Source organism: Treponema sp. UBA785 (assembly GCF_002297065.1).
GTDB lineage: Bacteria > Spirochaetota > Spirochaetia > Treponematales > Treponemataceae > Treponema_D.
In genome coordinates this window covers 1-12,727 of sequence record NZ_DBJD01000050.1, presented here as the reverse complement: position 1 = coordinate 12,727, position 12,727 = coordinate 1, and the positions used below count along the sequence as shown (strand labels likewise).

Sequence of the window (12,727 nt, the reverse complement as noted above, 5' to 3'; positions counted from 1 at the left end):
AATCTTGACTTTTTATGGGAGTGTAAAATGAATGTTGGAATTTTAACGAGCGGCGGAGACTGCCAGGCTCTTAATGCCGCAATGCGCGGAGTTGCAAAAACTCTTTTTTATAAGTGTCCGGACGTAAAAATTTTGGGAATCGAAGACGGCTATAAAGGAATGATTTACGGCCGTTTTCATGAAATGACGGGAGATGATTTTTCTGGAATTTTGACGCAGGGCGGAACGATTCTTGGAACTTCGAGAGAGCCTTTTAAGCATATTGCCGATATTGCGGAGGACGGAGTGGACAAGGTTAAGGCGATGGAAGATTTTTACCGTCAAAAAAAACTTGACTGTCTTGTAGTCCTTGGCGGAAACGGCTCGATAAAAACAGCTTCGCTTTTAAGCTCGCGAGGATTGAACATTGTTGCGCTTCCAAAAACGATTGACAACGATATTTTCGGAACTGATATGACTTTTGGCTTTATGAGCGCGATTGACGTTGCTGTCGGCGCAATTGACTGCATTCACACGACCGCGGCAAGCCATAGCAGGGTTTTTATTGTCGAAGTTATGGGACACAAAACCGGACATCTTGCCTTGAACGCTGGAATGGCAGGCGGAGCAGACATTATTCTTCTTCCTGAAATTCCATACAGTATTGAAAAAATAATTTCAAAAATAGAAGAGCGCGAAAAAAACGGCAGGCATTTTACGATTATTGTGGCGGCGGAAGGAGCTGTTTCTGTCAGCGATTCAAAGCTTTCAAAAAAACAGCTTAAGGAAAAACGTGAAAAAACTCCAGTTTCGTTTGATCTTTCTGCCCAGATCCGGCTTATGAGCGGAAAAGACGTCCGGGTTACAATTCCGGGGCATACTCAAAGAGGCGGAAGCCCAAATGCCTATGACAGAATTTTATCTTCAAGGCTCGGCGCTGCGGCCGCAGGTTTTATTCTTGAAAAAAAATTTGGAGTTTTGGCCGCCATAAAAAATTCAAAGATTGTTGCAGAGCCTCTTTCTGAAGTTGCCGGAAAGTTAAAGACTGTCGATGTAAAATCTGAAGAAATAAAAGAAGCAAAAGCGCTTGGAATCTGTTTTGGCGATTAGTTTTTGGCAAAATTTAGCCCGGATGCTTGCATGCTGGCGCATGCTGCGGCTTTTGCTGACGCAAAACCCGTTTTATTTACGTGTGCGCCAAAGCGCACGACCGGGCTTTATAGCCCGGATTGGAGCACCGAAGTTGCCGGAACGGCAATGGAGCGGAAGCGCAAGTGCGGAAAGCCGGATTGAGAGTAAATTGTGCTCCTGAATTTTTATAATTTTGGTTTTCCGTGCTATAATTTTTTTATTATGAAAATTAATCTTTCTTTTCTGGCTTTTTTTTCTGTTTTTTTTGTTTTTGGCTGTCAGACTTCTTATGTCGAAAAAATTGAGAATGAGAATTCTCGTGTCGGGCAGAAGGAATTTGAGGATTTTGCTCAAAAAATGTATTTGCCTGTTTCGTTGAAAGAATTTTCTGACGGTTTTAACCACGCCCGCTATGTTTACAAAAATTCTGTTCCTCCTTACAAGCTTTATGACGAAGCTCAGATTGCCGGAATTGCCGAAAATATGGTCTTTTTGCAGAATCCTGACGGCGGCTGGGCAAAAAATCTTGATTATCAGCGGATTTTTACTTTGGAAGAACTAAAAGCTCTTCACGAAAAAAACAGCAGGCTCAAGCCTGTAACTTACAATCTAAAAACAGAATCTCACGGAAGCACGATGGACAACCGCAATATTTTTTCTCAAATTCGTTATCTTGCAAATGTTTACAAGCAGATTCCTGAAAAACGCTATGCAGAATGCGCAGAACGCGGAATTTTGTGGATTTTAAATGCGCAGGAACCGAAGACTGGAGGTTTTACCGGAGCGGACGTTTTTGCTATAACTTTTAACGATGATGTAATGGCGGATGTTCTTGCTTTTTTGAACGAGGTTGTTCAGAATCGGGAACTTTATGCTTTTGTTGATGAAGAAACTTGTGCCCGCGCTCAAAATGCGTATCTTCGCGGAATTGAATGTATCTTAAAAACTCAGATTACGGTTGCTTTGGAAGACGGCTCTAAAATCCTTACGGCATGGTGCCAGCAGCACAGTTACGAAAATTACGCTCCTGTCTGGGCGAGGGAATTTGAACCGCCTTCAATCTGTTCGACGGAATCTAAAAACGTGGTTAATTTTTTGATGAAAATTGAAAATCCTTCGCTTGAAATTCAAAATGCGATTATTTCTGCCTGCGAATTTTTTGACAGACCGGAAATTCGCATTCATGGCAAAAAACTTGTAAGAAAAACACGCAAGGCTGAAGTTTTGAACGGACGTTATTACGATTATGAGCAGGTTCTGGTTGATGAGCCGTCTGCTCCAGACTTGTGGGCGAGGTTTTATGCGCTGGATTCTTCTTTTGACGTTGTGGCTGGGGCAAGAAAGCCTGTCTCAGGAAATTATCCTTCTGTCTTAAGACCTGTTTGGTGCGACCGCGGATGCAAGTATGTCGAAGATTTTAATTCTCTTTCTGTCGAAAGACGCAACGGCTACGGATATACAACTTCTTCTATGGAAAGACTGATTTCGGTTGATTTTCCTGCATGGAAAAGGAAAAACGGAATTAGCCGCTAAAAACTGAGCCGATTTTTTACATTTATCTCATATTTTTTTCATCATTTTATAACATTTGGATTTTATCTTTTCGTTAAACCATTTGGAGGTACAAATTAAAATGATGAAAAGAAAAGAAATTTCACAGGAAAGTTTTCGTGGAATGATGAAACTTGCAGTAGGAGCGGCAATGTTTGCTGCAATGGCTTTTACTTCAAAAGTAGACGCTCAGCAGATTCAGGGAAATCCTACTGGAAAGGGAACTCCTAAATACGTCTTTTTGTTCATTGGCGACGGAATGAGCTATCCTCAGATTCAGAGTTCCGCATATTACCTTGGAAAAGACGCTGCAGGAATTGTTGATGTTGTAAAAAAATCAGAAAATCCAAAAGATTCACCTTATGGCGAAAATTTGAGCTTTATGAATTTCCCGGTTGCAGGAAGCGCTCAGACTTACGATGCGACGTCTTTTGCGCCAGATTCAGCTTCGACCGCAACATCGATCCTTACCGGAAAAAAAACACATTCTAGCTCTATCAATGTTGACATCACTAAAAAGCAGAAATTCCGCACGATTGCAGAACAGCTTCGCGACCAGAAAAACTGGAAAATCGGTGTAATTACAAGTGTAAACTTAAACCACGCAACCCCTGCGGCTTCTTACGCTCATCAGGCGAGCAGAAAGTCAAACTATCCGATTGGGCTTGAGCTTGTCGCTTCAAATTTCGACTATTTTGCAGGCGGAGCCTTGATGGAGCCTCAGGACAAAAAAAACGACAAGGAATCAATTTACTCTCTTGCACAGAAAGCCGGCTATAAAGTCTGCTTTACACAAAAAGATGCTTCAGCTCTCAAAAACGGAGACAAGGCTCTTGTAATTGCAGAAAATCTTGCAGATTCAGACGCGATGAACTACGCTCAGGACGCTCAAAAAGGCGAATGGACTCTCCGCGATTATGTTAAGAAGGGAATTGAAGTTCTCGACAACAAAAAAGGCTTTTTTATGGAAATTGAAGGCGGAAAGATCGACTGGGCTTGCCACGCAAACGATGCGCGTTCAACAATTGCCGACACTGTAGCTCTTTCTGACGCCGTAAAAGAAGCCATCGACTTTTACAACAAGCACCCGAAAGAAACTCTCATTATTGTAACTGCCGACCACGAAACTGGCGGACTTACAATCGGATTTGCCGGAACAGACTACAACTTGTTTTTCAATACTCTCAAAAACCAGAAAATTTCATATGCAAAATACGATTCTGACTTTATCTCAAATTACAAGAAAAACAACACTTCTTTTGACGATGTAATGAAAGACGTGACTGAATTGTTTGGACTTAAAGTTCCAGGTTCGGAAGGAAGCAGCAAAAACGGTGGGCTCGTGCTTACAGATTACGAGTATTCAAGACTTAAGGACGCATACGCAAAAACAATGTCTGGCGACAAAAAACGCGACCAGCGCGAATACGAGCTTTACGGAACTTACGAGCCGCTTTCTGTAACAATCACACACATTTTGAACAACAAGAGCGGAATCGGATTCACCTCTTATTCGCATACAGGTCTTCCAGTTCCAGTTTTCGCGCTCGGCGCAGGCCAGAACGAATTTGGCGGATATTACGATAACACCGACATTTACAAAAAAATGGCTGCTTTGACAAAAGTAGTTCAGGATTAGAAAACATATCGGTAGATCAAAATTAAATAAAAAGGAAAATTAAAAAAATGTCCAGATTATCACGTTCGGCAGTTTCGGTTATTGTTTCGCTTGCGTGCATTGCGGCTATGCTTTTTATTCCTACAGGGTTTGAAGGAGCCTTGCAGTTTAAGGATGCCGTAAAATGCCGTGCAAAAATAATTGAAGTTGACAACAGCCGTTTTATTGATACTGGACTTATTCGCACTGGACAGCAGGTGTGCACTGTCCGTTTCTTGTCCGGAAGGTTTAAGGGAAGAATTGCAGAAGGCTGGAATATGCTCAACGGCTCTCTTTCCCAAGACAAAATCTTCCGGCCGGGAGACACGGCCCAGGCTCTCGTTCAGTGGGAATTTTCCGACTTAAAAAATCCAGAAAAGGGAAGTGAGCAGATAATTTCGGTCAATCTTATCGATCATTTCCGTCTTCGTGGCGAACTTATCCTTGCTCTTGCGTTTTCTGTCTTCCTTATAGTTTTTGCAGGAGCAACAGGAGTCCGCTCAGTCCTTTCTTTTATTCTTACAGTCCTTGCTCTTTGGAAAATCATTGTTCCGCTTTATCTTAAAGGTTTTGACCCAATGCTTACGGGGCTTTTGGGAACCGCATTTTTAACGGTCGTTATAATCGCGCTTGTCTACGGATTTGACCGCCGACTTTTTTCTGCCGCCGGCGGAGCTATGCTAGGAATTGTTTTTTGCGCAGTTCTTTCGGTTATCTGCACAAAAACTCTAAAACTTCACGGCGCGGTCATGGCTCATTCAGAAAGCCTTTTATATTCAGGTTTTCAGTATTTAAATCTTACAAAAATCTTTATGAGCAGCATTTGCATTGGAGCGAGCGGTTCAGTTATGGATCTTGCGGTCGATATAACATCTGCCGTCAACGAAGTTGTAAAAAAATGTCCGTCAATCAGCCGTCTTGAAGCAATAAAATCCGGTCTTGCAGTTGCGCGGGCCGCAATGGGAACCATGACGACAACTCTTCTTCTTGCATATTCCGGAACTTGCCTTGCGCTTTTAATGACTTTTATGGCGCAGGGAACGCCGCTTTACAATATTTTGAACAACAATCAGGTCGCCGCCGAAATAATAAACACTGTCGCAGGAAGCTTTGGTCTTGCCGCAACAGCTCCGTTTACAGCGTTTTTGGCTGGAATGATTCTCGCAAAAAACTCAAAAAAACACGTCGATTGATTTTTTGCCGCTTTTTTTTCATAATTATACAAAATTATACAAAAAATTTGGGGTCATTTTTGTGGCTCTGCCACAAAAACCGGGCTGTACGCCGTTGCGCTGTCCGCTTCATTAAAACGCCAGTTGAAAACTGCCGTTTCAACGCCTTTGGCGCGGCTTCCATCCCTTGCCCGAAAAATATATAAAAATGAAAACTTTCAAAATTCTTTCCAAAAAAAAAATCCGCCTCGATGAGCTTTTACGTCAAAATCTTCCATTGCTCTTAAAAACAGAAATTTCCAATTCTAAAATCCGCCGTCTTATCGTTGCAGGAGCGGTAAGCGTAAATCAAAAGCAGGTTTTTGCGCCTTCTTTTACGGTTTTTGCAAAATCTTCTGTCTTTGTTTCTGTCGATAAAGAAAAACTTTTTTACGAAAAACAGCCCGACGACATAAAATTTGAGCTTACAGAAAAAAATGTTCTTTTTGAGGACGAATACATAATCGTAGTGAACAAGCCCTCGCATTTTCCGACCGAAAAATCCATGGTCGAAACTCGGGACAATCTTCATGCGGCTGTCGTCCGCTATCTTTTTGCAAGACAAAAAATTCAAAATCCGAATGCAAAAAATCCTCCTTACTGCGGCATAATGCACCGTCTTGACCGCGACACTTCCGGCGTAATTCTCTTTACAAAAAAACGCGAAGCAAATGCCGCCTGCCACGACATGTTTGAGCGGCATACAGCAAAAAAAAATTACGTTGCCGCCATTTTAAAAGAACCTGCCTCAAAAAAAATTACAGTTGATTTTCCTATGGGCAGAATAAGCCCGAAAGGCCAGAGCGCAAAATGGGGAAAACTTTCCGAAGAAAAAGGAGGCTTAAAAAGCCGCACGGAATTTGAGTTTTTTAAGGCAAATTCCCGCTTTTTTTTGTATTATTGCAAACCTCTTACAGGACGCACTCATCAAATTCGCGTCCATTTAGCAAGCCTTGGCTGTCCGATTTTGGGAGACGAATTATACGGCGGAAAACCTTATAAGAGAATTATGCTGCATGCAGCAAGCCTTAGTTTTCCGCACCCGGCAACAAAAAATGTAATGACCGTAACCGCTCCACTTCCTGGTGAATTTTCAGATTAAATAAATTTGCTTTTTGTTTTGATTTTACAGTTTTTCAGTTTGGTTGTATAATTCTATCCATGCAGGATACTACAATTGTAACAAGTTCGCCTGTCGGCCAGCATTTGGAAAAAATTGCTGATACCAGTCAGGTTTCATATTTAATGTTTAACAAAAAGAAAATCAATCTGGTCGCCAAAATGACAATCGGCCGTTCTCCAGACTGTAATATCGTAATTGACAACAAGCTTGCCAGCCGTTTGCATGCTTCGATTCAAAAAATCAAGGACGTTTTTTTTATAAAGGACGAAAATTCTACAAACGGAACTTTTATTAACGGAAGACGCATTCCAAATGACAAGTACGTTAAATTAAATCCGGGAGACAGGATTACAGTCGGTTCTGTAAATCTTGTTTTGGCGTAAAAATTTGCCAAAAAGGGCTGTCCGTGGATTTAAAAACTGAACTTTTTAATATTTACCGCTCCGAAGATTTTCCTGAATATGATGCTTTTATGCATCTTCTTGAAAAAGCCTTGAATCTTTTGGAAAATGAAAATTCACTTTACCGTCCGAAAGAAAAATATGGCGAAAAATTTTCCGGCGGCCTTTTGGATTTTTGCTCAGAAAAAAAATTCGGAAAAGAAAAAAAGCCCGTTGTTGTAATTCCAGACATTCATGCGCGCGAATATTTTTTATGGCATATTCTGAATTTTGAAATTGAACTGGAAGATTTAAACAAAACATCTGATTCTGAAAAAAAATCAGGGCAGGAGAATGAAGCTTGCTTAAATTCCGAAAAAACAGAAAACAAAGAAGAGCCTTCTTGCCGGAAAATGAGCATTTTGGAAGCGTGTCAAAAAAAACTGATTTACCTTGTATGCGTTGGAGACATTTTTCATTCAGAGATGCGCTGCTATGAGCGCTGGAAAGATGCGTTTTCTGAATTTAAACGGGGCGTAATAAAAAGCGAGGCGATGAATCAGGAAATGCTGGAAAACCTGAAAGTTTTGCAGATGATTTTAAAATTAAAGCTTTCTTGTCCGGAAAATTTTCACTGCTTGAAAGGCAATCATGAAAATATTCTGAACGAAGAAGGCCGCGGTAATCATCCTTTTTATAAAATGGCTGCGGAAGGTGAAATGTTCTATCAGTTTATGGCAGAACAGTACGATGATGCTGTCATTTATATTTTAAGCTGCCTTGAGCACGCTTTGCCGCTATGTGCGGTTTTTCCAAATCTTGTAATAAGCCATGCCGAGCCGTTTTTTGAATTGACCCGGTCAAAAATCATAAATTACAGAAAATTTCCTGAAGTAACGCTTGCGCTTACTTGGACGGCAAATGGCGAGGCAAAAAAAGACAGCGTTTCTGAAAGCATAAAGAATCTTCTTGGAAAAAACTGCGCAAATGCCGTGTGGATTGGCGGCCACAGGCCTGTAAAAAACAGATACGGACTGCGTCAGAATGGAAAATATGTGCAGATTCATAACCCGGACGAAGAAAATATTGCTGTTGTCAAGCCAGATAGAAAATTTAATCCGGAAACTGATATTTTGAGAGTGGATGTAGAGAATTAGAACTGAAATTTTAATCTTGACTTTTTATGGGAGTGTAAGTTTTATGGCAGAAAAAATTCCTGAAAGTATCGGAAAATACAAAATTCTTGGACTTGTTGCAAAAGGCGGAATGGGAGCGGTTTATAAAGCCGTTCATCCTTCTTTAAAAAGACTTGTAATCTTGAAAAAACTTACAATCCGAAACAATAAAATAGTCCGCGAGCGGTTTAAACGCGAAGCCCAAATTTTGCTCGATATGCAAAGCCCTTACATCGTTCATCTTTTTGACTATTTTGTCGAAGGTTCAAGCCATTATATTGTCGAAGAATTTGTTGAAGGTCTTTCCCTTGCTCAGGTTCTCGAAAAACAGGTTGCTCTTGGAACAGAACTTGCGCTTTTGATTTTTCAGGATGCCTGTCTTGCCTTGAAGTTTGCCCATGTAAGGGGAATTGTTCATCGCGACATTAAGCCTGGAAATATTCTTATTTCAAAAAGGGCGGAAGTAAAGCTTGCAGATTTTGGAATTGCCTCGACCGAAAGCGAAAATGAGCCGTCTCAAAAAAACGAAAGCGCCGCTGACAGTTCTGGAAAAACAGTTGCAGAAACTTCAACAACCCAGATTACAGGCGAATTGACAAGCCACGGCGTAACTTTGGGAACTCCTGCCTATATGTCTCCGGAACAGATCACAGACAGCAGAAGCGTAGACAGAAGGGCGGATATTTATTCGATGGGCGTAATGCTTTACGAAATGCTTACAGGAACAAAACCTTTTCCTTCAGCTTTAAATGCAGAAACTTTGGAAAAAATCCGCAAAGGAAAATACGTAAATCCGCGTAAAATCGACAGAAATATTCCTCCGGTAATTGCTGGAATGATAAAAAAAATGCTCAAGGCAAACCCGGCAAGAAGGTTTCAGTCGATTGATGCAGTTCTCAAAATTGTAAAAAAATATCTTTCTCATTACGATACTCACAAAATAAGAATTGCCCTTGCGCAGACTGTTCTTACAACAAGACAGTTTGCAATTCCTTCGTTTGAGCAGCGCGACAAAAAATTCAAAAAAATCGTCTGTGGAGTTTTGTCTGGAGTTGCGGCCTGCGTTCTTTTTTGCTTTGTTTGGAGCCGTGGCTATGTTCACAAAACTGTTTTACGGCATTGGTATAAGAGCGTTGTTTTAAATATGGAAATTCCTGTTGCTTCATCTGTGGACTCCGATCTTCCTTTGCGCGCATTCTTTTTTGCAGATGATGGAAAAGAAATTCCGGAAGTAAACGGAAGCCGCCGGATTTTTACTCAGCAGGCTCAAAATAATTCAAAAAACGTAAAAAACTATTCAACATATCCTGTTTATCTGCGTTCTGGAAAATACCGGATTAAAATTGCAGTAGGTCCTTATATAATGTGGCAGACTGTCGAAGTTGAAAAAGAAAATTTAAACTTAAAAATCAGCAGTCTTCGGAATGCAAACCGGCCTGTAAAAGTTCATGCAGAAAGTTACGACCGTTTTGAAGGGAATTCGCTTACTTCAAAGACAAAATTCTTTATTTCGTACCGCGGAAAATGGGTTTTGATGGACAGTGTTCCGTCAGGAAGCTTAAAAAGCGGTACTGTCGTAAAAATTCTTGCAAAATGCGAAGGCTACGAGGATGCTTTTTATTCTCTTATTCTTGACTGGTATCAGGATGAGCTTTTTTTGAATGCCGGACTTGAAAAATTGCAGGACAAAAGCAAATCCAAAGAGGAATAATTTTGTTGCCTACAGCCATTTTTATGGTTAAATTATAATTATGGCTAAAAATAATAACGACAATAATGACGAAAATAAACAGAATGACGCTTTAAAAGCTGTTGCTGAAAATTTAAAAAATGCAATAAATGAATTGGTTTCAAAGCATACGGATGCTGACGGAACTCCTGTCGATGTTGAAGTGACGGTAGAAAAAGATACTCCGCAGAAAGAAAAAAACGAAGGTGAAATTTCTGCAAAAAAAGACGAAACTGAAAAAAACGAAAAAAATACAGCCACAGGAAAAGAAGAAAAATCTAAAAAATCTTCAAAGAAAGGTGAACGGCGGACGGACGATTCCGCAAGTTCTATTATCACAGTTGAGCAGGCACTTCCTCTAAAATTGCCTTTGGTCGTTCTTAACGGGCATCCGATTTTTCCTGGAATTTTTACACCGCTTATGCTTTCTAATCCTGACGATGTAAAAATTGTCGAAGATTCGTTCGAGGCAAATGGCTTTATCGGTCTGGTGCTTTCAAAAACGGAAGATGAAAATGCCGTTGCAAGCGATTTGTACGATATTGGAACTGTTGCAAGAATTATAAAAAAAATAAACCTTCCTGACGGTGGAGTAAACATCTTTGTTTCGACAATAAAACGTTTTAAAATCCGCCGGGTTTTGTCTGCAAAAAATCCAATTGTTGTTGCGGTTCAGTATCTCGATGACGAAGAAAGCGATACGTTTGAAACAAAAGCCCTGACACGCGCGCTTATAAGCGAAATGAAAGAGATAAGCGACAATAATCCGCTGTTTTCCGAAGAAATGCGCTTAAATATGGTGAATATCGACAATCCTGGAAAAATTGCCGATTTTGTTGCTTCGATTTTAAATGTTGAAAAATCTGACCAGCAAAAAGTTCTCGAAGAGCTTAACGTGCGCTCAAGGCTTGAGCAGGTTCTTGTTTTTATAAAAAAAGAACAGGAACTTTTGCGGATGCAGAAGAAAATTCAAAATGAATTAAACGAAAAAATTGAAAAAAATCAGCGCGAATACTTTTTACGAGAAGAAATGAAATCAATTCAAGATGAGCTTGGAATCGGTGCCGATGGAGAAGGAAACGATTATTCAAAATTTAAGGAAAAAATTGAAGGATTTAAATTTGAAGGCGAAATAAAGGAAGCTTTGGAAAGCGAACTCGAAAAATTCAAATTGATGGATTCCAATTCTTCTGAATATTTTGTAAGCCGCAATTATCTTGAGCTGGTCTGCGCCCTTCCGTGGAATGAAGAGCCAAAAGAAAATCTCGATCTTGCAAAAGCATATAAAATTCTTGAAAAAGACCATTACGGCCTTGACGATGTAAAAAAACGAATTCTTGAATATCTTGCAGTCCGAAAGATGAAAAAAGACAACAAAGGTTCAATTTTGATTCTTGTAGGACCGCCGGGAGTCGGAAAAACTTCAATCGGACACTCTATTGCGAATGCAATGAACAAGCCTTTTTACAGGTTTAGCGTTGGAGGCATGCGCGACGAGGCTGAAATAAAAGGACACCGCAGAACGTATATTGGCGCAATGCCTGGAAAAATTCTTCAGGGATTAAAGATTACAAAGACAAAATCGCCGGTCTTTATGATTGACGAAGTTGATAAAATGGGGGCAAGTGTTCAGGGCGACCCTGCTAGCGCGCTTCTTGAAGTTTTGGATCCGGAGCAGAATGTAAGTTTCCGCGACAGCTATTTGGATTTGCCGTTTGACGTAAGCAATGTGTTTTTTATTTTGACGGCAAATACACTGGATTCAATTCCGGAACCTCTTTTAGACCGCGCCGAAATAATCCAGCTTTCTGGTTATATCGATCAGGAGAAACTTGAAATTGCAAGAAAATACCTTATTCCAAAAAATCTTGCAAAAAACGGACTTGCAAAAGGCCAGGTAAAATATACAAAGGCCGCTCTTTTGCGTATCGCAGAGGAATATGCGCGCGAGGCCGGTGTCCGCAATTACGAAAAATGTATTGATAAAATTCACAGAAAGATAATTACACGGCAGCTTTCTGGAATTCCTGAAAACATCAAGACTTTGAGCGAAGTAAAAGAAATCGAAAATAACGAATGCGATTCTCTGGACGGAAAACAGTTTAATATTGATGCAAAAGATTTGGATACTTATCTTGGCAAGCCTGTTTTTGACGAAAGCGAAATCAAACGGGCCGAAATTCCTGGAACTTGCATTGGCCTTGCCTGGACAAGCATGGGAGGCGACACTCTTCTTATAGAAGCAATCAGTTTTCCTGACAGCAAGGGCGGACTTGTCTTGACCGGACAGATGGGCGATGTTATGAAAGAATCTTCTCAAATTGCCTTTAACTATGTAAAGCAGTATGCAATTGAACACAAGATAAAGCCGCAGAGCTGGTTTGATCAGAATGTAATTCACCTGCATATTCCGGAAGGAGCAACGCCAAAGGACGGACCGAGCGCAGGCATTACGATGGCAGTAACATTTATGTCTCTTTTGACTGGAAGGGTTGTAAAAAGCGATGTTGCAATGACCGGAGAACTTGATTTGACAGGTTCTGTCATGGCAATCGGCGGTTTACGCGAAAAAACTGTAGCTGCCAAGAGAAACGGAGTAAAGACGATTTTTATTCCGAAGAGCAATGAGCGCGATCTTGAAGAAATTCCTGAAATCGTAAAAACGGGAATAAAATTTATTCCTGTAAAAAAAGCATTTGAGGTTTTTCAGCAGGTTTTCCAGCCGGAAAAAATCGTGCAGGAAAAAAGCGACTACGGATTTTAGCGCATAACGGGGCTTGTAGCCCCGATT

General features: G+C 40.6%; 9 protein-coding genes. All 9 read left to right on the top strand.

What is annotated here, in order from left to right; all coding sequences use genetic code 11:
* On the top strand, positions 1-1,089 hold a 1,089-nt coding region (locus B2X33_RS03950; protein ID WP_414717802.1), incomplete at its 5' end, for a 6-phosphofructokinase.
* Between the two features lie 243 nt (positions 1,090-1,332).
* Positions 1,333-2,643, top strand: a complete 1,311-nt coding sequence (pelA, locus tag B2X33_RS03945) for a pectate lyase (protein ID WP_296667802.1) — start codon at positions 1,333-1,335, stop codon at positions 2,641-2,643.
* A 100-nt stretch (positions 2,644-2,743) separates the two neighbouring features.
* Complete coding sequence (locus B2X33_RS03940) at positions 2,744-4,300, top strand: alkaline phosphatase (protein WP_296667800.1); 1,557 nt, start codon at positions 2,744-2,746, stop codon at positions 4,298-4,300.
* 47 nt (positions 4,301-4,347) lie between these two features.
* Positions 4,348-5,511: a YibE/F family protein gene (locus tag B2X33_RS03935; RefSeq protein ID WP_296667798.1), complete on the top strand. Its 1,164-nt coding sequence runs from the start codon at positions 4,348-4,350 to the stop codon at positions 5,509-5,511.
* 187 nt (positions 5,512-5,698) lie between these two features.
* Positions 5,699-6,631, top strand: coding sequence for an RluA family pseudouridine synthase (locus B2X33_RS03930; protein WP_296667796.1), 933 nt, complete (start codon positions 5,699-5,701; stop codon positions 6,629-6,631).
* A gap of 59 nt (positions 6,632-6,690) precedes the next feature.
* Positions 6,691-7,035 carry an FHA domain-containing protein gene (locus B2X33_RS03925; RefSeq protein WP_296022674.1) on the top strand — a complete coding sequence of 115 codons (345 nt, stop codon included), beginning with the start codon at positions 6,691-6,693 and terminating at the stop codon, positions 7,033-7,035.
* A gap of 23 nt (positions 7,036-7,058) precedes the next feature.
* Positions 7,059-8,189, top strand: a complete 1,131-nt coding sequence (locus B2X33_RS03920; protein ID WP_296667794.1) for a metallophosphoesterase family protein — start codon at positions 7,059-7,061, stop codon at positions 8,187-8,189.
* Between the two features lie 43 nt (positions 8,190-8,232).
* Positions 8,233-9,918 (top strand): serine/threonine protein kinase, encoded by a 1,686-nt coding sequence (locus tag B2X33_RS03915; protein ID WP_296667793.1) that lies wholly within the window; start codon positions 8,233-8,235, stop codon positions 9,916-9,918.
* Between the two features lie 40 nt (positions 9,919-9,958).
* Positions 9,959-12,700, top strand: coding sequence for an endopeptidase La (lon, locus tag B2X33_RS03910; RefSeq protein ID WP_296667792.1), 2,742 nt, complete (start codon positions 9,959-9,961; stop codon positions 12,698-12,700).
* Positions 12,701-12,727: the final 27 nt, after the last annotated feature.

What these genes read in the sequence shown, in the direction of transcription:
- pelA (WP_296667802.1), top strand. Translation starts at nt 1,333, where the DNA reads ATGAAAATTAATCTTTCTTTTCTGGCTTTTTTTTCTGTTTTTTTTGTT.
- B2X33_RS03940 (WP_296667800.1), top strand. Translation starts at nt 2,744, where the DNA reads ATGATGAAAAGAAAAGAAATTTCACAGGAAAGTTTTCGTGGAATGATG.
- B2X33_RS03935 (WP_296667798.1), top strand. Translation starts at nt 4,348, where the DNA reads ATGTCCAGATTATCACGTTCGGCAGTTTCGGTTATTGTTTCGCTTGCG.
- B2X33_RS03930 (WP_296667796.1), top strand. Translation starts at nt 5,699, where the DNA reads ATGAAAACTTTCAAAATTCTTTCCAAAAAAAAAATCCGCCTCGATGAG.
- B2X33_RS03925 (WP_296022674.1), top strand. Translation starts at nt 6,691, where the DNA reads ATGCAGGATACTACAATTGTAACAAGTTCGCCTGTCGGCCAGCATTTG.
- B2X33_RS03915 (WP_296667793.1), top strand. Translation starts at nt 8,233, where the DNA reads ATGGCAGAAAAAATTCCTGAAAGTATCGGAAAATACAAAATTCTTGGA.
- lon (WP_296667792.1), top strand. Translation starts at nt 9,959, where the DNA reads ATGGCTAAAAATAATAACGACAATAATGACGAAAATAAACAGAATGAC.